We start from the raw sequence: 22120 nt of genomic DNA on the forward strand, positions 1-22120 counted from the left end.
GGTCGGCGGCATGGGTTCAGAACGACGCGGATTGCTCCTGGGCACGGCGGCCTACGCCATGTGGGGCCTCTTCCCGCTCTACTGGCCGCACGTCAAGCCGGCCGGCGCCGTGGAGATCCTCGCCCACCGGATGACCTGGTCGCTGCTGTGCATGGTCGTCCTGCTCGCCGCACTGCGGCAGTGGTCGTGGATCCGCGAGATCGTCCGCACGCCGGCCAAGCTGGTCACGGTCACGCTGGCGGCCGTGATGATCTCGATCAACTGGGGCGCCTACATCTACGGCGTGAACCACGACCAGGTCGTGGAGACCTCGTTGGGCTACTTCATCACGCCGTTGGTGCTGATCGGCATCGGTGTCGTGGTGCTCGGCGAGCGGTTGCGGGCGATCCAGTGGACCGCCGTGGGGATGGGCGTCACGGCGGTGGTGGTGCTGATCGTCGCCTACGGCCGGGTGCCGTGGATCGCGCTGACCCTGGCCTGCTCGTTCGCGACGTACGGCTACATCAAGAAGCGGATGAACCTGCCCGCGACCCACTCGATGACGATCGAGACGGCCGTGATGTTCCTGCCCGCGCTGGGCTACCTGACCTGGTTGGCCTGGACCGGGGAGGGCACGTTCGGGCACGAGGGCACGCCCCAGGCGCTGATGTTGATGACGGCGGGCCTGATCACCGTGATCCCCATGTTGTGCTTCGCGGTGGCGGCGAACACGGTGCCGCTGAGCACGATCGGCATGCTGCAATACCTGGCCCCGATCATCCAGTTCGGGATCGGAGTCGCGGTCTATCACGAGCCGATGCCCGCCGCGCGGTGGGCGGGCTTCGCCCTGGTGTGGACGGCGCTCGCCGTGCTCACCTACGACGCGATCCGCCAGTCCCGGCGCAATCGGGTCGCCACGATCCCGACCGCGCGGGTGCCCGAGGCCGCAGGCGCCGCCGAACCGGCCCCGAAGACTGCGGCCCCGATCACGGTCGTGCCCGAGCCCGAGCGGGAGGTGGCCTCGTGAGCGTCGAGCAATTGCGCCTGGCGGTCTACCGAGGCTTCGCCGAGACCGGACGGGCGCCGTCCGACCCGGAGTTGGCAATGACCTTGGGGGTCTCCGAGGCGACCGTGCGGGCGGGGCTGTGGGCCCTGCACGAGCAGCGACACATCGTGCTGCGCGACGGCGCGATCGTGATGGCACACCCGTTCAGCGCGGTGCCGCTGGGCTTCTCGGTGATGGGTCCGCGCACGCTGTGGTGGGGCGGCTGCGCGTGGGACTCCTTCGCGGTGCCGCACCTGGTGGGCGAGGAAGTCCTGGTCGCGACCCGCTGCCCCGGCTGCGAGCGGGCCCTCGCCTGGACCGTGGGCACCGAACAACCGCCCAAGGGCGACGAGGTGGCGCACTTCCTGGTGCCGATCACCACGCTGTGGGACGACGTGGTGCACGCGTGCGGCAATCAACGACTGTTCTGCGACGAGGGCTGTGTGGACGACTGGCTCGCCCACACGGGCCAGACACGCGGCTACGTCCTGGACCTCACCAGGCTGTGGCGGCTGGCCGAGCACTGGTACGAGGGACGCCTGCACCGGGGCTACGAACGCCGCGACCCGTCCTCGGCCGCGACCTACTTCGCCTCGGTGGGCCTGGAAGGCCGCTTCTGGGGCCTGTGAGCGCACCCGGACGACGCCGCACCGCGCGACCCGGCTCCTTGCCGCCATCGTCCGACGTCGCATCCAGGACTCGATCATCACATACCGGCTCGCGCCCGGGCGTCGAATCATCCTACCGACCGTGTTTGCCAAGACCCGGATAGTCGAAACAGCTCAAGTGGAGCGCTCCCGGCGCGCCCTGCACGAATGCGAGACGACGCACAGTGCGGCAACGCACATCTACAGCAGGTAGGCCGGCGCTCAGGAGGACTGATCATGGAAGCCCGTCACGCGATCCGAGGTGGCCACGCCCGTTGGGAACGCGACGCCGAGCGCGATCCAGCCCAACAGGCGGCATATGACGCGGCCGGCGCCGCCTTCGCTCTCGGCCAGGCCGTCTACGACCGACGCACCGAACTGGGCCTCTCCCAGACGGCGTTGGCAGAACGCGCCGGGATGCACCAGGCGGCGATCTCCCGGGTGGAAGGCGGCGGCACCATGCCGACTCCCCCCGTGCTGCACCGTTTGGCCCGCGCTCTACAGGCGGACCTCAATGTCGTTTTCGGTGTGGACGACTCCACCACCGCCGTCTTCGTCCCTCACGGCGACCTTCGAAGCGCCTGAGGCGTCTCGGGTCGTCGACCGCCTGCGGTATCCCAGGACGGCACAGGACGCTCCGACCGACCCCGGCCCGCCCTTACCCCTCCCGATCCAGCAGCGCCAGCACATGCGCCCGCCCCCGGTCGGCGAAGGCCGTCTCCAGGGTCTTGCGGTCCGCCTCGGTGAAGGGTCGGTACGGGCCGTCCCTGCCCTCGCGCCACCACAGTTCGTCGGATCCGGTGTACCAGGCCTGGCGGACCAGGACCCGGGTCAGGATCTTGTTCGTGCTGGTCTGCGGAAGCGTCGCGGCGATCCGGACGTAGCGCGGGTGCCAGGCCCCGGACAGGTCCGACTGCGCCGTCAACCACTGCGCGAACCGCGCCGGTTCGAAGCTCGCGCCCTCGCGCAGCACCAGGGCCGCCATCGCCTGGTCGCCCGCCGCCTCGTCGGCCACGCCGTACACCGCGGCCACCGCGACGTCCGGATGCCGGGACAGGATCCGGGTGACCGGCGCCGCGCCGAAGTTCTCCCCGGCGACACGCAGCCATTCCCCGCTGCGGCCGGCGAAGAAGACCAGGCCGTCCTCGGTCCGGTAGGCCAGGTCGCCGCTCCAGTACCAGCCCTCGCGCATGCGCTGGGCGGTCGCCGCCGGGTTGTTGTAGTAGCCCTCGAAGGAACCCGCACCGCCGATGTTGACGAGTTCGCCGACCGCGGCCTCCAGGTTGGTCATCCGGCCCTCGGCGTCGAAGGCCGCCGGCGGGCACTCCTCGCGGGTGTCCTGGTTCAGGATCCGGATCTCGCCGTTGGGCCGCCCCAGCGCACCCGGCGGCATGCCCGGGACCGGCTGGAACGACAGGCCGCCCTCGGTCGAGCCGAACCCGTCACGCACCGTGCAGCCGAACCGCCGGGCGAATCGCTCGACGTCCTGCGGCCCGCCCTCGTTGCCGAACACTCGCGCCAGCGAGTTGTCCGCGTCGTCCGGACGCTCGGGCGTGGCCAGGATGTACGACAGCGGCTTGCCCACGTAGTTGGCGTAGGTGACCCCGAAGCGCCGCACGTCGGGCAGGAAGCCGGACGCGGAAAAGCGTCGACGCAGCACCAGTTCGGCCCCGGAGGCGACCGCCGGCGCCCAGCACGTGACGATCGCGTTGGAGTGGAACAGCGGCATCGCGCAGTACGCGACGTCCGCGCCGGTGAGCCGTTCCAGGTCCACCACGCTCGCCCCCTGCACGGCGATCTTGCCCTGCGAGCAGATCACCGCCTTGGGGTGTCCGGTGGTCCCGGAGGTGAGGATCAACATGAAGGTGTCGTCGGCGCTCGGCTGCTCGGCCGGCGGCTCGGCTCCCGCGTACGGCTCCAGCGCCGCCGCCCAGGACGCGTCGTCCACGCACAGCAGCCGGTCCGCCGGGAAGTCCGGCGCCGCAGTGCGGAGCTGCGCCAGGTGCGCGGCGTCGGTGATCACGAGCGAGCAGTCCGTGTGGTCGATGTCGCGGGCGAGTTCGGCGCCGACCCGGGTCGGATTGAGCCCGACGATCACCGCGCCGGACAGCGCCGCGGCGCCCAGCAGCAGCGGAAACTCCGGCACGTTCTCCAGCATCACCCCGATGTGCCACGGCCGACCCTCGACCCGCAGCGCGCGCAGCAGGGCCGCCCGCCGGGCCGACTCGGCGACCACCTCGGCCCACGACCAGACCCGGTCCTCGTGGCGGAGCCCGGGGCTCGCATCCGCGGCCCGCTCACGCAGTAGTACGTCCAGGGTGGTGCTCCAACGTCCGGACACGGCACGACTCCTGACGGACAGACACACGTACATGGCACGATCAAGCTTTCGCTTCGCAACCTAACCCGGGTGCGCGTGGATCGGAAGACGACCAAGATCGAAATCGGGGCGTAGGTGGTCTCGCTTGCCCACACGTGACGCGTCGGACAGATTGAAGCCGTACGCATCGGGGGAGGCAGGCATGGACATGAGTATGGATTCGGGCATACCAGGCAGAATTCGCAGCGCGCTTTTTCTTGACTTTGACAATATTTACAGCGGGCTGCGTGAGACGGATCGGGCTTCGGCGGAGATTTTCGCCCGTAAGCCCTCCCAGTGGTTGGAGTGGTTGGAGAACGAGGCGATCGAGCGTGGCCTGCGCCGATCCCTGCTTGTGCGCAACTGTTATCTCAACCCGGTCATGCACGACCGTTACCGGGCCTTCTTCACGCGGTCGGCCTTTCGCGTGATCGACTGCCCGCCGTTGACGGGGCGGGGCAAGAACAGCGCCGACATCCACATGGTGATGGATGTCCTGGATACGCTCCAGCACTCGACCCGTTTCGACGAGGTCATCATCATGAGCGCGGACGCGGATTTCACGCCCGTGCTGCTGCGACTGCGCAGCCACGATCGGCGCACCATGGTGATCGCCAGCGGCCCGGCCGCCCAGGCGTACGTCGCGGCGGGCGACGTGGTGATCAGCGACCAGGAGTTCATCGAACGGGCGCTGCGCGACGAGATCGACGTCGCGCCGGCCGACGAGGGCGTGCGCGAGCAGGTGATGGCACACGTGCGCGCGCAACTCGGCGGATCCGAGGAGCCGATCGTGCTCGCGACGCTGGCCCACTCGGTGCTCCAGCAGGTCGGCCGCGAACAGGTCACCCGCACCCGCTGGGGCGGGGCGGCCACCTTCTCGTCCCTGCTCGAACTGATGCTGGAGCAGGGCAGCGACGAGAAGCTGCTGATCAGCCGGGTGCCACCGGGTTACATCTACGACCGCACCCGACATCAGGCGCCCTCGGCCCGCCCCAACGGCCAGGGCCGGATGGACCACGTGCGCGAGCCGGTCCGCGACCTGATCGACCGGGTGGCCACGGTCACCGGGGCACCCCGGCTCTCCCCGGAGGAGTACCACGTGCTCTTCGAGGAACTGCACGCCGAGGTCAGCGAGAACGGCTTCCAGGGCAACCAGACCTCGGGCGCGGTCCGCGACCGATGCGCCGAACGCATGCAGACGATCGCCCGCAAGGCGATCGCGTTCGTGACCACCGGGCTGGTCTACTCCGGCTACTGGTCCTCCACCGCGCACCCGGTCGCCTCCGCCGACGACCTGGCCGACGCCTTCCTGCGCAACGTCGAAACCCTGTGCGCCAACGCCCGCCTCTACCTCAACGACACCGAACGCGCCCTTCTCACCGAGTGGCTGCACGGCACCCCCGCCGCCCCGACCCTGATCGCCCCCGACCTGACCACCGTCCCGGGCGTCAACGGCACCTGACCCCACCGACGGGTGCGGTCCCGCACCGCACCCGTCAGGACGTCGGAGTCGGCGGAACCGACGTCGAAACGGACGTCGGAGTCGACGACGGCACCGACGCCCCCGCCGCGGTGAAGCACGGCGACGTGACTTCGATCACGATCGCGTCGGACACCGGCCGATCCGGCGTAACGAGCGCCGAGAAGAGCCGAAGCCCATAGCCACTCTTGCGGTCACTCGCGTTCAGCACCGCAGCCGGTCCCGGTCCGCCCGCCCCGTCGAACCAGATGTCGATCCCGCGCGCCCGCATCCCGGCCCGCACCCGCTCGTAGGCGTCCGGGTGCGACGGGCCCGCCAGCGGCACCCGGAACACACTCTCGACCCCGGATCCGCCCGCGGCCCAGTCGTCGTAGCACTGCACCGGATCCGACCACACTTTCGTGGACACGGCCTCGAAGGGTCCGTTACCGATCCACCCCGTGATGTCCGACGCATATCCCGAAACGTTCCGCCGCATCTCCTCGACGTTGTGCACCGGCGCCGGCTCGGTCGACCGCTTCGGCATGTCGAACGCACTGCCCAGCCCACATCCCGCGCCGGAAACCATCAGCGCCGCTGCCAGGACCACCGCACGAACTCGCTTCGGGAACACGGGGTTTCACTTTCGTCGGGGCCTCGGGAACAGCTCCACCCTGGCTCTCGACGCCGCCCCGTCGCGTGAGCCCGCGTACTCAATCCCGTACCCGAGGCCCCCGGAACGACCCGACCGGGGCCGCCTCGGGAGCACCGTCCGCCGCCGTGACCGAGACGAACACGGCCACGGACGGCGGACCGGCAAGCCCTAGAACTGCCCGCGGCGGTACAGCCCCACGACCGCGGCGCCGCCGAGGCCGATGTTGTGCGTCAGACCGACCTTGGCGTCGGCGACCTGGCGACCCTCGGCGAGGCCGCGCAGTTGCCAGCTCACCTCGGCGGCCTGGGCCAGGCCGGTGGCGCCGAGCGGGTGGCCCTTGGAGATCAGCCCGCCGGACGGGTTGACCACCCAGCGACCGCCGTAGGTGGTGGCGCCGTCGGCGACCAGCTTGCCGCCCTCGCCCTCGCCGCACATGCCCAGCGCCTCGTAGGTGAGGATCTCGTTGATCGAGAAGCAGTCGTGCAGCTCGATCACGTCGACGTCCTCGATGCCCAGCCCGGACTGCTCGAAGACCTGTCGACCGGCCGCCGCCGACATCGGCTTGCCGACCACGTCGATGCACGACTTCGAGGCGAAGCTCTCCTCGGTGTCGGTGGTCATCGACTGCGCGACGATCTCGATCGCCTGGTCCTGCAGGCCGTGTTCGCGCACGAAGCGCTCGCTGACCACGAGCGCCGCGGCGGCGCCGTCCGAGGTGGGCGAGCACTGGAGCCGGGTGAGCGGCGCGTGGATCTCCTTGGCGCCGAGCACCTCTTCGAGCGAGTACTCGACCTGGAACTGGGCGTACGGGTTGTTCACCGAGTGCCGGTGGTTCTTGACGCCCACGTGCGCGATCTGCTCGGCGGTGGTGCCGTAGCGGGCCATGTGCTCGCGGGCCGCGTTGCCGAAGATCTGCGCGGTCGGCGGCGCGGTCATCGAGAACCCGTGCGCGTCGCCCATGATCTTGTAGTGCGCGGCGACCGGCGACGTGGAGAAGTCGCCCTCGCCGCCCCCACCGAGCGAGCCGCGCTTCATCTTCTCGAAGCCGATCGCGAGCACACAGTCGTTCAGCCCACCGGCGACGAACTGACGAGCCATCATCAGCGCGGACGAGCCGGTCGCACAGTTGTTGTTGACGTTGTAGACCGGCACCCCGGTCAGACCCAGCTCGTACACCGCACGCTGCCCGGCGGTGGACGCCTGGAAGCAGTAGCCGACCGGCGCCTGCTCGACCAGGTCGTAGCCGACGCCCGCGTCCGCCAGGGCCTTGTCGCCGGCCTCCTTGACCATGTCCCAGTACTGCCAGTCGCGGCTCTCCGGCTTCTCGAACTTGGTCATGCCGACGCCGACGATGAATGCCTTTTGTGCCATGTCGCGAACTCCCACTGAACGAATGCGGAACGAGAACGAGCGAAACGAGGACGAGAGGAACGAGAACGAAAACGGACTACTTCTCGGTGGGCTGCGGGTCCCTCGGCAGCCCCAGGATGCGTTCGCCGACCACATTGAGCTGGACCTGCGTGGTGCCGCCGGCGATGGTCAGGCAGCGGCTCATCAGGAACCCGAACGCGGCCTTTTGCCCCGCCCCCTCGTCCACCGCGCCCAGCGGGCCCAGCAGTTCGAGGGACAGCTCGGACTCGCGCTGCTGGTGCGGCGTGCCGACCAGCTTGCGCACCGAGGCACCGGCGCCCGGCTCCAGACCCGACAACCGGGCCAGCGTGGTGCGCAGTTCGATCAGCGCGAGCGAGGACGCCTCGGCCACCAGCGCGCCCAACCGCTCCCGGAAGCCGCCGTCCACGAACTCGCCCGCCGGCCCGTTCACCGAGGCGACCAGATTCGCGATGCCCGCGCCGAACGAGCTGCCCGCGCCCATGTGCACCCGCTCGTTGCCGAGCGTGTTGCGGGCCACCTGCCAGCCCTCGTCGACCTTGCCGACCACCATGTCGTCCGGCACGAAGAGGTCTTCGAGGAAGATCTCGTTGAACATCGCCAGGCCGCTGATCTCCTTGAGCGGCCGGATGTCCAGACCCGCCGCGGCCATGTCCACGATGAAGTAGGTCAGGCCCTCGTGCTTGGGCTTGTCCGGCGAGGTGCGTGCGAGCAGGATGCCCCACTGCGACTCGCGGGCCCGCGAGGTCCACACCTTCTGGCCGTTGATCAGCCAGCCGCCCTCGGTCCGGGTCGCCCGGGTGCTGATCGCGGCCAGGTCCGAGCCCGCGCCCGGCTCGGAGAAGAGCTGACACCACTGGATCTCGCCGCGCAGCGTCGGCGGCGCGAACCGCTCCTGCTGGGCCGGGGTGCCGTAGGCGATCAGCGACGGGATCACCCAGTTGCCCATGGTGATGTCCGGCAGCCGCACGCCGAGCGCCTTCATCTCCTGCTGGATCACCAGTTGCTCGACCGGCCCGGCGCCGATGCCGTACGGCTTGGGCAGGTACGGCGCGGCATAGCCCAGCGGGGCCAACCGGGCACGCTGCTCGGCGCCGGACTCGCCGGCCACCTCGGTCAGGATCGCCCGCGCGGTGTCGCGCAGGTTCTCCGCCTCCGCGGGCAGGTCCAGGACCAGCTCGCGGCGCGCCCCGGCGCTCGCCAGCTCGGTCACCCGCAGCCGCCAGAACGCGGCGGGCCCGGCGTACTGCCGCAGGGTCAGGCCCCGGCGCAGGTAGATGTGCGCGTCGTGTTCCCAGGTGAAGCCGATCCCGCCGAGGATCTGCACGCAGTCCTTGGTGGTGGTGAAGGCCGCCTCGATCGCGTACGTCGCCGCGATCGCCGCGGTCAGCGACCGGGTAGGCGCGTCCGAGCCCGCGTCGATCGCGCGCGCCGCGTCCCAGGTGACCGCTCGCGACTGCTCGACCCGCACCAGCATGTCCGCGCACAGGTGCTTGATCGCCTGGAACTGCCCGATCGGGCGGCCGAACTGCTCGCGCACCTTGGCGTATTCGGTCGCCGTGGTGAGCGCCCACTCGGCCACCCCGCAGGCCTCGGCGGACAGCAGTACGGCCGCCAGGTCGCGGGCCAGGTCCTCGTCCACACCGCCGAGCACCCGCCCGGGGGCGACCACGGTGTCCACGGTGACCTCGGCGCTGCGCCGGGTCGGGTCCACGCTCTTGAGCGCCCGGATGCTCACGGCCGCGGCGTCCACGACCACGTGGACCGACGTGCCGTCGGCCCGGCGCGCGGCCAGCACCAGCACGTCGGCGAGCGCACCGCCCAGGATCGGCGTGGCCACCCCGCTCACCCGCAGGCCGCCCGCCTCCTCGGCGGCCAGCACGGTGCCCGGGTTCGGGGCGACCGCGCCGATCAGGGTGCCGTCCACCAGGCCCGGCAGCAGTTCCTTGGCCGCGTCGCCGCCGTCCGCCTGGATCAGCGCCGAGGCCAGCACGGTGGGCAGGAACGGGCCGGGCAGCATGCCCTGGCCGGCCTGCTCCAGCGCGACGGCGGTCTCCACCAGGCCGTAGCCCGCGCCGCCGAACTCCTCCGCGACGTGCATGCCGAGCAGGCCCTGTTCGGCCAGGCCGGCCCAGTGACCGGGCCGTTCCTCGGCCTCCGCCTCCAGCACCCGGCGCACCTCTCCGATGGGTGCAACACGTTGCACCCATCCGCGTACCGATTCCGCCAGGGAGCGATGCTCCTCCGTGATGCCGATGGCCATATCGCGCCTTCCATGACTTCCGTGACTCGGTCCAGTACTTGCGATAGTAGAACCCGTTTCAATTAATCGGGAGACCGAAGTCGGGTCGAGGGCCTCGAATGTGGCCCCCGACACGGTGCCGCGACCCGGGCTGCGGCAGCATGGCCGCCCCGGGGTCGCACCGACCCGGAGCGCCGCGCACGGCCTCGATCAAGGAGAACCCCAGGATGAGCACCATCGACCCCGCCGTGCGGGCCGCGTTCGAGGCCGCCACCGGATTCATGCCCGCGAACGAGGGCGACGCGCTGTACGCGGCGGCGGCCGAGGCCGCCAAGGTCGGCCCGCTGGTCGAACTGGGCAGCTACTGCGGACGCTCGACGATCCTGCTCGCCGCGGTCGCCCGCGACGCCGGCACCGTGGTGGTCACCCTCGACCACCACCGCGGCTCCGAGGAGCAGCAGCCGGGCTGGGAGTACCACGACCCGACCCTGGTCGACCCCGAGGTCGGCGTGATGGACACGCTGCCGCGCTTTCGGCGCACGCTGTACAAGAGCGGCCTGGAGCCGTACGTGGTGGCCCTGGTCGGCCACAGCCGGGTGGTCGCGCCGCTGTGGAACACCCCGGTGGGCCTGGTGTTCATCGACGGCGGGCACACCGACGAGCACGCGCAGGGCGACTACGAGGGCTGGGCGCCGCACGTGGCGGTCGGCGGACTGCTGCTGATCCACGACGTGTTCCCGGATCCGGCCGACGGTGGCCAGGCGCCGTACCGGGTCTACCTGCGCGCGCTGGCCTGCGGCGCCTTCGAGGAACTGCCCGGCGACGGGTCGCTGCGGGTGTTGCGGCGCATCGCGCCCGGCATCTGAGCGGTACGACGACCGAACGCCCGCGCGGCACGACGGCCGGCGGCACGACGGCCGAGCGCCGAGCGGCCACGTCGCCATGTCGACCATGTGACGGCACATCCGGTCAAGATCGATTCGAGCCTGATTCGATTCCCGAAAGCAATCGGATCCGGTCCCGCGCGGGTCCGGTTTGCTGGGACAATGCCGATCCGGGGAAGGACGCGGGGGGATCTTGATGTCCGATCGACACCAGCACGACGACCGGCCCGGTGAACCTGCGGCGGACGGCGAACAGTTCGAGACCGTCTGGGACCGGTCCGCCAACGGCGGCGTGGGCGGCTGGGTGCGCCGCCGGGTCACCGCGGCCCCGACCGCGGTGAATCCGGACGTGCCGCCACGCCCGTACCACCAGCCGACCGCACACCTGCCGGCCGCCGGCCCGCCCCGACCGGGAGGGCAGCCCGGTCCGCCTGCTCCGCCGCAGGACCAGGACACGGTGGACAATCCGGCCGCCCGCGGCCTGCCCGCCGGCCCACCGCCGCCCGCGTGGCCGGTTCCCGCCCCGCCGGCCGCGCCCCGGCCGACCGAACCGCCCGGCGAGCCGGCGCCCGCCGACTGGTTCCAGCACGAGCGCGGCCCCTCGCCGCTGCCCCCGGGCGGCACCTTCGCCGACGCGGCGCACACGCCCGTGCACGGCTACGGCATGCCCCCGGCGCGCGACGTGCCTCCCGCGCCGGACTGGTATCGCGGCGCCACCCCGCCGCCGCCCGGCCCGCTGTCCCCGGCCCCGCCCGGCCCCTCGTTCGAACGCACGCTGCTGTTCATCGTGGTCGCCGTGGTGTTCGTCGCCGCGCTGGGCACGCTGTTCGCACTGCGACCGTGGGAGGACGACAAGAAGACGCCGGCCGCGCACGGCGCGACGAGCCCCGGGCAGTCCGCGCCCGGCTCGCCGATCCCCTCCGACGGCGGCTCGGGCGGGCAGCAGGGGCTGCCTCCGGCCACGCCCCCGTCGCAGAACCCGGTGATGACCACGCAGCCGCCGACCAGCGCGCCACCGGACGCCCGCACGCAGGCCGCCGCGCTGGACTCGCTGCTCTCCCGCAGCGGTTCGTCCCGGCAGTCGGTGATCGACGCGGTGAACAACGTCGGTTCCTGCTCGGCGCTGGCCGCCTCCCGCACCGCCCTGCTCGACGCCGCCACCCAACGCGACCAACTGGTCGCCCAGTTGGACACGATGCGCTTCGACGGGGTGCCCCAACTGCAAGCCGCCGCGCCGACGTTGCGCACCGCGTGGACCGCCTCGGCCCGCGCCGACCGGGCCTTCGCCGCATGGGCGCAGTCGGCCGCCGACTCGGGCTGTCCGGGCACCCGTTCGTTGTACGACGACGGGGCCACGATCAGCGCCGAGGCGTCCGGCGCCAAGAAGTCCTTCGTCGACACCTGGAACTCCGTCGCGCCGCAGTACGGCCTCACGTCCAGGAGTGAACTTGACCTCTGACCGCCGCGACGACCGCGGCCGTCCCGACGACCCGCACGCCGCGCACTCCCGCGCCGCGGACGGCTTCTTCGGCCACTCCGCCTCGCACGAGGCCCGGCTGGAGGCCGCGCACGACCGGTTGCGCCGGCGCCGGCGGGTCACCCTGACCGTACTGGCGCTCGCGCTCGCCGCCACCGGCATCACCACGATCGCGGTGGCCTGGCCGGACGGCTCCGACGCCCGGCACGCGAGCGCCGACCGGCCGACGGCGAGCGGCAGCACGACCTCCGCCGTGCCGGGCTCCGGGCCCGATCCCGCGGCGGCCGGCGGTGCACCGGTCCCGGCGCTGACCACCCCGGCGGGTGGGCAACAACCGTCCGCCGCACCGACGACCGCCGCCCCCGCCACCTCGGCCGGCCCACCCGCACCGCGCGCCGGAACCGCCGGACTGCCGCTCTCCGGGCGGGTCGTGATGATCGACCCGGGCCACAACCCGGGCAACGGTGCGCATTCCCGCGAGATCAACAAGCAGGTGTACGCGGGCGGGTTGACCAAGGAGTGCGACACCACCGGCACCGAGACCGACAAGGGCTACACCGAGGCCGAGTTCACCCTCGACGTGGCGCACCGGGCCAAACGCCTCCTGGAGGCCCAGGGCGCCACGGTGCTCTACACCTGGGAGACCGAGGCGTGGGGCCCGTGCGTGAACGAGCGGGCCGCGCGCGGCAACGCGGCCGCGGCGGACGCGATCGTGTCCATCCACGCGGACGGCGGACCGGCGGGCGGACGCGGCTTCCACGTCATCCTGCCCGCCACGGTCAAGGACAAGAACGTCGACACCACCCCGATCCTGGCCTCCTCACGCGCGCTGGGCACCAACCTGGCCGCCGCCTTCCGGGCGGCGACCGGCACCGGCCCCGCGACCTACCTGGGCACCCAGGACGGTCTGGTCACCCGCACCGACCTCGGCGGGTTGAACCTGTCCACCCGACCCAAGGTGTTCATCGAATGCGGCAACATGCGCAACGCCACGGACGCCGCGCAGTTCACCGACGCGAACTGGCGCGAACGCGCCGCGTCCGGGATCGCGACTGGCATCACGGCCTATCTGCTGAAGGGGACGTGAGCCCCGAGTCGGCTGTCCCCTAGGGTCTTTCCGACCGTCCTCGTCGCCCCCGCGCCGCTGACGGTCCCCGGTTCGCGGCGCCCACGCGCGCCATGTACCACCGGACGGTTCCGGGTCGGGCAACGACCGCCGTGAACCGCACGATCGGGCCCGGCGCGAGCCGTCCACGCACCGCATGTCGTCCGGCGCGCCCCGCGCCGCCGACACACGTCCCCTCCGTACCTGTTAAGGAGAAACGTTGAACCGGAAAGGGATCACGAGGGGCGATGCGATCGTCATTCTCGCGATCGTCCTGATCTTCATCTTCTCGTTCTTCAAATACTACGAAATCAGCGAATCCCTGAGCAGCGAAGACAGCGACGGTCCGTTCAGCGGGCGCAGCCGGAGTCAGGGCTGGAACGCCTGGACCGTCAACTTCTATCCGCTGATGCCCGCCGTGGTGCTGGTCCCGCTGCTGGCCGCACTGCTCCTGGTGATCGGCCGCTTCGTGGCCCAGCCGGACCGGCAGGTGCTCGGCCTGGCCCCGCGCCAGTGGGCGATCGCGTTCGGCGTGACCGGCGCGATCAGCGGCTTCTTCGCCCCGTTCGGGGCGGGCGGCGTGATCGGCGACATCGTCAAGGGTTCGGACACGGTCGATGCCGGACCCACCGTCTTCGCCTGGTTGATGATGGTGGCCGGGCTCATCGCGGCGCTCTTCCTGCTCATCGGGGATCGCATCCCCAGCCTGGCCGCGCCGCTGTTCAGCCCGGTCCCGCAGCAGCCGTGGGGCTACCCGCCGAACGGCACGGGCGGCTACCCGGCCCCGGTCGACCCGAACACCGGCTACCCGCTGCCGAACGCCACCGGCGCCTACCCGGCGCCCGCCTACCCGGCACCGGGCACCGGCACGGGCGCGGGCGCGGGCGCGCCGATGGCGGGCGTGCCGGCGCACATGCCCCCGCCGGACGTCACCGGCGCCGCCGGCACCGGGACCGGCGTCGCGCCGGTCCCCGGACAGCCGGCTCCGGCCGCGACCGGGTCGAGCGCACCGGAGTTCGCCCAGTTCTGGTTCGCCGTCCCGGAGGCCCGGACGCTGGCGCCCGCCGAGGGGCTGTCCAAGGAACCGGTGGCCACACTGCAGACCGGCCAGTGGTACCTCGCGGTCGCCCCGCACCCGGGCGGCGTCCTGGTCGAGGTGGATGGTGTTCGAGGGGTCCTGAGCAACGTCTCCGGCATCCAGCGCGGAGAATGACGGTACGTCAACCGCCGGTGCCGGCGCGGGCGACCGCGCCGGCACCGGCGACGGTCCGGCCGCCGCACGGCAATTCCGAGCAGTACGAAAGCCCTGTCAGGGAGGAGCACGATGCCACGCAAGGGCGTCACCCGAGGTGATCTGATCGTCGCCGTGGCGGCGATCGGAGTTCTGGTCTTCTCGTTTCTCCCCTGGTACACGGTGACCGCCAAGGGCAAACAGATCGTCGGGGGAACCACCGACTACTCGGCCTGGATCGGCGACTTCACGCCGCTGGCGCCCGCGGTCGTGCTGCTGTCCTCGATCTCGCTGGTGCTGCTGCTGATCGGCCGCTACACCTTCCGGCCCGGATCGCCGCAGCCGACCGAGATCCAGTTCTGTGGGCTGGCTCTTCGGCAATGGGGCGTCGCGCTGGGCGTCGCGTCGGCGTGGAGCGCGGTGTGGGCCGTGTTCGGCGCGGACGGCGGCTACGAGAAGTTGGCGCGCTACGCCCAGGAGGTCGCCCGCGCCGGCGACCCGCAGGCGAGCGTGGACGCCGGACACGGCTGGGGTGCGTGGGGGTTGGCGGGCTTCGCCGTACTCCAGGCCCTGTTGCTGTTGACCGTGGATCGCATCGGCGGGCTGAACGTCCCGCTGGTGCGCCCGCGCGAGAACAACTGGCAGGGCTACCCCGGCGGCGGCTTCCCCGGCGCTCCCGGCGGGTATCCGCCCGGCCCGCCCGGCACCGGTGGCTTCCCGATCCCGCCGCCCGTCGCGCCGCCGGTCTACGGGCCGTCGGGCAACACTCCCCCGCCGCAGACACCGCCGATACAGCCGATGCAGCCGCCCGCGGTCCAGCCGCCGGTACTGCTGTTCAAGCAGGACGACTCCCCGGAGCCCGCCGCCCTCGAACGCGAGCCTGAATCCGGCGACCCGGGCACGTTCGAGCAGTACTGGCTGGCCGTTCCCGAACCGAGGCCGCTGCACCCGCTGGACCACGCCGGTGACGCGCCGGCCACCCTGCATCCGGGCGTCTGGTATCTCGCGGTGGGTGTTCGAGACGGCGGCGTCGTCATCGATCTCGACGGCCTACAGGGCCTGTTGACCGATCTGACGGGTGTTCAGCGCGGCGAGTAGACATCTTCGAGAAAATGCCCCCATACGGCGCGTCGTGTGGGGCCGGGACACAGATCGTTCCCTCGTCTGGCACAGTGTCCCCGGACCAATGCACCGAGGACGCGCGGGGGCGACGTCGGTGGCACGACATGGGTCGCCCCCGTACGCTGTCGGCGCCCATCCCCCTCGGGAGGAGTATTAGTGGACGTCAGAAAGCTTTCGCGTGGCGACGCGGTCATCGGGGTCGCCGCCGTGCTCATCTTCATCTTCTCGTTCCTGAACTACGTCAAGTCGACGCGTTCGTCCGATGGTGTCAACGCGTGGTCGTCGCACCTCGCGCCGACCCTCTTCGCCGTGGTCCTCACGCCGATCATCGCGGCCGTCCTGTTCATCCTCGGTGGCCTGCTCCCGCAGCTCCAGGACAAGCAGATCCTCGGTCTGACCGCACGTCAGTGGGCGTTGCCGCTCACGATCCTGGCGCCGATCTCCGCGCTGTGGTCGATCGCGCAGGCGGACAGTGACCTCGGCATCGAGATGGGGATCGGTGGCATCTTCCTCATCCTGCTGGTCATCGTCCTCGTCGCGACGATGATCGCCACCACCGTGGCGCCCGCCCTCCAGGCGCCGCTGCTCGGCGCGGCCGGCCCCGCGGCGGCCCCGCAGGGTCAGTACGGCGGCCCGCAGGGTCAGCAGCAGCAGTACGGCGGCGCGCCCTTCGGCGGCCCGCAGGGTCCCCAGGGCCCCCAGGGTCCGCAGTCGTACGGCGGCGCCCCGCAGCAGGGCGGCTTCGGCGGCCCGGCGCCGCAGGGTCCGCAGGCCGGCTTCGGCGGCCCCGGCCCGCAGGGTCCGCAGGGCCCCGGCGGCATGCAGCAGCCCGCCCCCGGCGGCCAGGCACCCTTCCAGCCCTTCTGGTTCTCGGTGCCGGACTCGCGTCCGATGCTGGACGAGCACACCAACCAGGAGAAGGGCGTCCTGAACACGGGCGTCTGGTACCTGGCGGTGGCCGAGCACCCCAACGGCCTGCTGGTCGAGGTCGACAACGTGCGCGGCGTGCTCCAGAACACGATCGGCATCCAGCGCTCGTGACACCGGTGCTCCCGAGGAACCGGTAGTACCGAGACACCGCGACTCGGCAATACGACAGGGCGTCGTCCACATCGGACGGCGCCCTGTCGCATGCCCGGAGCGGGCGCCCGAGGGGAGGCGGCCTCCCAGGAAAGTAAAACGTGTTCTAGTCTGCGGAGGCGATTCGCCGTGCTACTCCGTGGAGGTAACGCCATGAGGCTGGGTCTGACGTTCGGATACTGGGGCCGAGGCCCGTCCGCAGGCTTCGTCGAGTCGGCCCAAAAGGCCGAGCAACTCGGGTTCGACGCGGTGTGGACCGCCGAGTCCTGGGGCTCGGACGCCTTCACGCCGCTGACCTGGATCGCCGCCCACACCTCACGCATCAAGCTGGGCACGGCGGTGACCCAGATGACCGCACGCACGCCCACCGCGACCGCGATGCACGCGCTGACTCTGGACCACCTCTCCGGCGGCCGGGTGATCCTGGGCCTGGGGCTCTCCGGCCCGCAGGTGGTCGAGGGCTGGTACGGACGGCCGTTCCCGAAGAGCCCGCTGACCTTCACCCGCGAATACGTGGACGTGATCCGCCAGGTGTTGCGCCGGGAGGGACCGGTGGTCGCCGAAGGCCGCTACGCCCGCCACCCCTACACCGGCGAGGACGGCAGCGGACTGGGCAAGTCGCTCAAGTCGATCACCCACCCGCTGCGGGCCGATCTGCCGATCTTCCTCGGCGCCGAGGGGCCGAAGAACGTGCACCTGACCACGCAGATCGCGGACGGCTGGTTGCCCCTGCACTGGGCGCCGACCCGCCCCGAGGTGTACGCGGACGCCCTGCGCGACAAGCCGGCCGGCTTCCGGATCGCGCCGATGGTGCAGGTGGCCCTCGGCGACGACGTCGAACAGGCGATGTACCCGATCAAGGCGGCGATGGGCTTCTACGTCGGCGGCATGGGCGCAAAAAACAAGAACTTCCACGCCGACCTGATGCGGCGGTTCGGCTACGCCGACGAGGCGGACCGGATCCAGGAGTTGTTCATGGCCGGCAAGCGGGACGAGGCGATCGCCGCCGTCCCGAGCGCCTTCGTCGACGAGATCGCGCTGGTCGGCCCGGCGGCCCGAATCCGCGAGCGCTTCACCACCTGGGCCGCCGACCCGCACGTCACCGACATGATCGTCACCACCCGCAACCTGGAGGCCCTCGAACTCCTGGCCGAACTCGCCACCTGAGCACCGGGAGCGGCCGGGCCGCCGATCCACCCGCCGGCCCCGCCGCTCCACCGCCCACCCCGGTCAGGGGCCCGGACAGGGCCTAGGGCAACGGCGCCATGCACAGTTCCTGATTGCGCGACGGCAACGGGTAGTAGACCGGCGAACGACCCGGGCAACTGGTCGCGTTCGTGGCGGCCAGCGGGTGCACCTCGTCGATCCGCAGGCGGCCCTGGCGATCCGGCGGGAGGGGGCCCTGGCACGCGACCAGCGAGGCCAGGAAGGCCCATTGCCGGCCGTCGCGCGTCTCCGCGGGCACACACTCGCCCGGGTGGAAGACCCGCTCCAGGCACAGCGCGACCACGCCGGGGGTAGTCGGCCAGCGACTGCGCCCGTCGGTGCTCATACAGTCCGTCGTGCCGGCGCCGGCCGAGGTACGCGCCAACACCCGCTGCCGCGCCGCCGGGTCCTCGCAGGGCAAGGTGCGAAACGCGGCGGGTCGCCATCCCGGCGTGCCGTCGCTCGCGAAGTCCACACACGCGCCCACCGGGGCGCTCGCCACGAACGCGGCGATCGGATCGGTCGGCGCGCCGGAGGAACGAGCATCGGCCGCACCCGCCTTGCCCCGATCCCGGTCCTCGCGTCCACGCTCGTAGGCGACACCGCCGAACAGGCCGCCCACCAGGGCGATCACCACGAGCACGGCGACCAGCCACCAGCCGGCCCCGCCACCCTCGTGCGGCTCGGGCGGGGCGGGCAGGTCGTAGGTGTCCGGCCGATCGTCGCTGTCGTCGATGCGCGGCACCATCGCCTCGACGATCCGGGCCAGTTGCATCGTCTCGGCGACCGCCGGCTCGTCGGCCGAGGCCCCGGCCGGCTCCGCCGCAGCAGGCTTCGTCGACGCTCCCGCGTCCGCCGGTTTCGCCTCGACCGGCTTGACCGGCTTGACCGGGCCGACCTTGTCACCGACCGAACCCCCGTGCGCGGAACCGCCCTTCGCCTGGGCGTCGAGTCGATCGGCGAGCGGCACGGTCGGCGGGTCACCGACCAGGCGCCCGCGCCGGTGGTACGCGTCGATCAGCTCCAACGCGGACCCCGGCAACCACGAGGCGGCGCCGTACGCCCCCCGACGATCCGCCGAATCCGGTGAATCCGCCGAATCCGCCGAACCCGGTGAATCCAGCGCCACCTCGTCGAGCAGCGCACGCGGGGTCGGCCGATCCGCCGGGTCCCGGGCCAGACAGGAGCGGATCAGCGCGATCAACTCTTCCGGCACATCGGCCAGTTCCGGCTCGCCGGTGGCCACACTGCGTCGGATCGCCGCCTCGCCGGTACCGGAGTGCGGGGGCCGCCCGGTCGCCGCGAAGCAGAGCAGCGCGCCGAGCGCGTAGACATCGGACGCCGGCCCCGGGTCCTCGCCTCGGGCCTGCTCCGGCGCGAGGTAGCCGGGCGCGGCGAGCGGACTGCCCGCGCCCTCGATCCCGAATCCGGTCACCCTCGGCCCGTCCGAGGCCACCACGATCTGCGCCGGTCGCAGATCTCCGTGCGTCAGCGACGCCTGATGAATCGTCACCAGCCCCTCGGCGATCCCGGCGGCGAGCCACCGCACCGCGTCCGGCGGCAGCGGTCCGCACGAGATCACCAGGTCGCCGAGCGACGGCGCGGGCACGTACACCGAGGCCACCCACGGATTGCGGGTCGCGCCACCGGCCGAGATCACCTCGATCACGCCGGGCCCGCGCACCTTCTGTGCCCGCTTGATGCCCTGCTGCTCGCCGTACAACATCCGCACGGCCATCGGCCGCCCGGCAGCGGTTCGCGCCAGATACACCCACCCGGGGCTGCCGGCGCCCAGCAATCCCACCACCGTGTAGGGACCTATTCGATCCCCCGGCTCCAACCCAGCCGCCATACCCACCCTCGTCACGCGAGTCGCCCAGCCCCCCACGCGAACCCTATTGCCGCCACGACCTGCCCCAACAACCGAGCGCACCGCCCCCACTCGTCACCCAAGCAAGAACAGCCCACCCGAAGCCGGCAACCCAGCCCGCCCCCACTCAAGGACAAGCCCGCAAACCACCCCACACACCCCCAAGCCAAGCAAAACCAGCCCGCCCGACACCTGAGGACAAGCCCGAAACCCGCCCCATCACGCCCAAGCCAAACAACCCCAGCCCGTCCGGCGCCTGAGGACAAGCCTGCAACCCGCGCCATCACACCCGAGCCAAGCAAAACCAGCCCGTCCGGCGCCTGAGGACAAGCCTGCAACCCGCGCCATCACACCCGAGCCAAGCAAAACCAGCCCGTCCGGCGCCTGAGGACAAGCCCGAAACCCGCGCCATCACACCCGAGCCAAACAACCCCAGCCCGTCCGGCGCCTGAGGACCCCCGGCTCAGACCCCGTCCACACACAGCTCCGACCCACACCGCACCTGAGCCGGATCCAGCCCCACCGGCAGGAAATCCCCCTCGAACGCCGAAGCCGCCCCGCCGAACACCGCCGTCGTGGCCGGCTCCCCACCCAACACGGCGGTAGCCAAAATCATCGCGCCCGCCGTCCACGCGGTCCGCTCCACCGGCCAGATCGCATCGTCCTCGAACACGTACCCGGTCCAGTACAGCCCGTCCTCGTGCCGCAGCCGCTGGATCCACGAGACGATCTCCACCGCCCGGTCGCTCTCCCCCAACGCCCAGAGCGCGATGGCCAGTTCGCAGCTCTCCGCGCCGGTGACCCAGGGCCGGTCGGAGACACACCGCACGCCCAGCTCCGGCACCACGAAGGTGTCCCAGCCGGCCTTGATCCGTTCGTCCGCCGCCGGCCCCCGCAGCGCGGTGCCCAGGATCGGGTAGTACCAGTCCATCGAGTATCGGTTCTTGTCCAGGAACCGCTCGGGATGCGATACCACCGCATGGCCCAACCGCCCCGCGGCCAACTCCCAGTCCGGCTGCGGCTCGCCGAGGTGCTCGGCGATCGCCAGCGCACACCGCAGCGCCTGGTACATGCTCGCCGACCCGGTGAGCAACGCGTCCGGCACCGGCACGCCGTGTTCGTCGCGCTTCCAGCGGATCTCCCCGCCGGGCGCCTGGAGATCGAGGATGAAGCCCATCGCCGCGCGCAGCTTCGGCCACATCCGAACCAGGAACTCCTCGCTCCCGGTGAGCAGATGGTGGTGCCACAGGCCAACCGCCAGGTAGGCCGTGAAGTTGGCCTCCTTGTTGCGATCGGTCACCACGCCGTCCACGTACGCGGCGTACCACGAGCCGTCCCGCTCCTGCCGACTCGCCAGCCAGCGATACGCCCGCTCGGCCTCGTCGTGCCGGCCGGCCACGTCGAGCGCCATCGCGGCCTCGGTGTGGTCCCACGGGTCCAGGTGTCCGCCGACGAACCACGGGATCGACCCGTCCGGTCGCTGTACGGCGGCGATCCCGTCGATCGTCACGGCCACCTGGTCGAGCGTCAACACGCCTTCCAGGGCCAGCAGTTCGAGCGCGGGCTCGGAGCCGCGACGGCGGCCCGCGACGCTCACGCGCTCGCCCCGGCGAGGTCGCCGTCCGCGCCGGCCTCGGTCTCGCCGTGCGGCCGGGGCTTGGTCGCGTAGACCACCAGGCTCTTGCCGATCAGCGGGTCCAACGCCTTCTCCGCGAGGCGGGTGGCCAGCGGGCGCTTCATGATGTCCCACACCAGGAGCTTGTGCCAGGCCCGGACCGGGAGCGCCTTGTCGTTGTCCACGCCCACCGCGCACTTGATCCACCAGTACGGCGAGTGCAGGGCGTGCGTGTGGTGGGTCCCGTACGGCCGGAGCCCGGACTCGCGGATCCGGGCCGCGAATTCGTCGCCCTTGTAGATCCGGATGTGCCCGCCCTCGACCTCGTGGTAGGCGTCCGACAGCGCCCAACAGATCTTCTCCGGCCCGTAGCGCGGCACGGTCATCGCGGCCAGGCCGCCCGGCTTGAGCACCCGGAACAGCTCGTTCAACACGCCCTTGTCGTCCGGGATGTGCTCCAGCACCTCGGAGATGATCACCCGGTCGAAGCTGTCGTCCGGGAACGGCAGCGCCAGCGCGTCCCCGACGAGCGCCTCGGCTCGCGCACCCTCGGGAACCTCACCGGCGGCCAGCATCGAGGCGAACATCGCGTCCACCTCGGCGATGTCCTTCGCGTTCTGATCGAGCGCGACCACGTCGGCGCCGCGCCGGTACGCCTCGAAGGCATGCCGGCCGCCACCACAACCCATGTCCAGGACCCGATCCCCCGGGGCCAGGGGAAAGCGGGAGAAATCCACGGTGAGCAAGTCGGCGAC

At 71.5% G+C, this 22120-nt stretch carries 18 protein-coding genes; 11 read left to right on the forward strand and 7 right to left on the reverse strand.

The annotated features are described in order from the left end of the window. Nucleotides 1-10 precede the first annotated feature (10 nt). From rarD to ABZ374_RS13370, 3 genes are all read left to right on the forward strand, one after another. On the forward strand, nucleotides 11-1006 hold the full coding sequence (gene rarD, locus ABZ374_RS13360) for an EamA family transporter RarD (protein ID WP_360310249.1): 996 nt from the start codon (nucleotides 11-13) through the stop codon (nucleotides 1004-1006). Next, nucleotides 1003-1653, forward strand: a complete 651-nt coding sequence (merB, locus tag ABZ374_RS13365; RefSeq protein ID WP_360310251.1) for an organomercurial lyase — start codon at nucleotides 1003-1005, stop codon at nucleotides 1651-1653. The genes rarD and merB overlap by 4 nt, the downstream gene beginning before the upstream one ends. A gap of 255 nt (nucleotides 1654-1908) precedes the next feature. After that, complete coding sequence (locus ABZ374_RS13370; RefSeq protein ID WP_360310253.1) at nucleotides 1909-2256, forward strand: helix-turn-helix transcriptional regulator; 348 nt, start codon at nucleotides 1909-1911, stop codon at nucleotides 2254-2256. 73 nt (nucleotides 2257-2329) lie between these two features. Here ABZ374_RS13370 and ABZ374_RS13375 read toward each other — a convergent pair whose 3' ends face one another. Beyond that, entirely contained in the window at nucleotides 2330-4012 is a 1683-nt protein-coding gene (locus ABZ374_RS13375) for a long-chain-fatty-acid--CoA ligase (protein ID WP_360310255.1), read from the reverse strand. Nucleotides 4013-4205: 193 nt separating this feature from the next. Between ABZ374_RS13375 and ABZ374_RS13380 the strand changes: the two genes are divergently transcribed. Next, on the forward strand, nucleotides 4206-5492 hold the full coding sequence (locus ABZ374_RS13380; protein ID WP_360310480.1) for an NYN domain-containing protein: 1287 nt from the start codon (nucleotides 4206-4208) through the stop codon (nucleotides 5490-5492). A gap of 34 nt (nucleotides 5493-5526) precedes the next feature. On the opposite strand, the gene ABZ374_RS13385 is transcribed toward ABZ374_RS13380, so the two are convergent. The 3 genes from ABZ374_RS13385 to ABZ374_RS13395 form a co-directional block, all read right to left on the reverse strand. Beyond that, entirely contained in the window at nucleotides 5527-5919 is a 393-nt protein-coding gene (locus tag ABZ374_RS13385; RefSeq protein ID WP_360310257.1) for a hypothetical protein, read from the reverse strand. Between the two features lie 393 nt (nucleotides 5920-6312). Next, complete coding sequence (locus tag ABZ374_RS13390; RefSeq protein WP_360310259.1) at nucleotides 6313-7515, reverse strand: lipid-transfer protein; 1203 nt, start codon at nucleotides 7513-7515, stop codon at nucleotides 6313-6315. Nucleotides 7516-7591: 76 nt separating this feature from the next. After that, nucleotides 7592-9796, reverse strand: a complete 2205-nt coding sequence (locus tag ABZ374_RS13395) for an acyl-CoA dehydrogenase (RefSeq protein WP_360310261.1) — start codon at nucleotides 9794-9796, stop codon at nucleotides 7592-7594. Nucleotides 9797-10002: 206 nt separating this feature from the next. On the opposite strand from ABZ374_RS13395, the gene ABZ374_RS13400 reads away from it, so the two are divergent. The 7 genes from ABZ374_RS13400 to ABZ374_RS13430 all read left to right on the forward strand — a co-directional run bounded on the left by ABZ374_RS13400 (nucleotide 10003) and on the right by ABZ374_RS13430 (nucleotide 17841). Continuing rightward, nucleotides 10003-10641 carry a class I SAM-dependent methyltransferase gene (locus ABZ374_RS13400; RefSeq protein ID WP_360310263.1) on the forward strand — a complete coding sequence of 213 codons (639 nt, stop codon included), beginning with the start codon at nucleotides 10003-10005 and terminating at the stop codon, nucleotides 10639-10641. Nucleotides 10642-10855: 214 nt separating this feature from the next. Further along, nucleotides 10856-12118, forward strand: a complete 1263-nt coding sequence (locus ABZ374_RS13405) for a hypothetical protein (RefSeq protein ID WP_360310265.1) — start codon at nucleotides 10856-10858, stop codon at nucleotides 12116-12118. Further along, nucleotides 12108-13223: an N-acetylmuramoyl-L-alanine amidase gene (locus ABZ374_RS13410; protein ID WP_360310267.1), complete on the forward strand. Its 1116-nt coding sequence runs from the start codon at nucleotides 12108-12110 to the stop codon at nucleotides 13221-13223. The genes ABZ374_RS13405 and ABZ374_RS13410 overlap by 11 nt, the downstream gene beginning before the upstream one ends. 238 nt (nucleotides 13224-13461) lie before the next feature. Continuing rightward, nucleotides 13462-14454 carry a hypothetical protein gene (locus ABZ374_RS13415; protein WP_360310269.1) on the forward strand — a complete coding sequence of 331 codons (993 nt, stop codon included), beginning with the start codon at nucleotides 13462-13464 and terminating at the stop codon, nucleotides 14452-14454. Between the two features lie 111 nt (nucleotides 14455-14565). Then, nucleotides 14566-15570 (forward strand): hypothetical protein, encoded by a 1005-nt coding sequence (locus ABZ374_RS13420; RefSeq protein ID WP_360310271.1) that lies wholly within the window; start codon nucleotides 14566-14568, stop codon nucleotides 15568-15570. 180 nt (nucleotides 15571-15750) lie between these two features. After that, nucleotides 15751-16635 (forward strand): hypothetical protein, encoded by an 885-nt coding sequence (locus ABZ374_RS13425; RefSeq protein ID WP_360310273.1) that lies wholly within the window; start codon nucleotides 15751-15753, stop codon nucleotides 16633-16635. A gap of 192 nt (nucleotides 16636-16827) precedes the next feature. Beyond that, nucleotides 16828-17841, forward strand: a complete 1014-nt coding sequence (locus ABZ374_RS13430; protein WP_360310275.1) for an LLM class F420-dependent oxidoreductase — start codon at nucleotides 16828-16830, stop codon at nucleotides 17839-17841. A gap of 82 nt (nucleotides 17842-17923) precedes the next feature. On the opposite strand, the gene ABZ374_RS13435 is transcribed toward ABZ374_RS13430, so the two are convergent. The 3 genes from ABZ374_RS13435 to ABZ374_RS13445 all read right to left on the reverse strand — a co-directional run bounded on the left by ABZ374_RS13435 (nucleotide 17924) and on the right by ABZ374_RS13445 (nucleotide 22111). After that, entirely contained in the window at nucleotides 17924-19732 is a 1809-nt protein-coding gene (locus tag ABZ374_RS13435; protein ID WP_360310277.1) for a serine/threonine-protein kinase, read from the reverse strand. A 481-nt stretch (nucleotides 19733-20213) separates the two neighbouring features. Next, a complete protein-coding gene (locus tag ABZ374_RS13440) occupies nucleotides 20214-21347 on the reverse strand; it encodes a prenyltransferase (RefSeq protein WP_360310279.1) in 1134 nt (377 codons plus the stop codon). Further along, nucleotides 21344-22111 (reverse strand): class I SAM-dependent methyltransferase, encoded by a 768-nt coding sequence (locus tag ABZ374_RS13445; protein ID WP_360310281.1) that lies wholly within the window; start codon nucleotides 22109-22111, stop codon nucleotides 21344-21346. The genes ABZ374_RS13440 and ABZ374_RS13445 overlap by 4 nt, the downstream gene beginning before the upstream one ends. Nucleotides 22112-22120 lie beyond the last annotated feature (9 nt).

The organism is Embleya sp. NPDC005971 (genome assembly GCF_040629175.1).
In the GTDB taxonomy this organism is placed as follows: Bacteria; Actinomycetota; Actinomycetes; order Streptomycetales; family Streptomycetaceae; genus Embleya.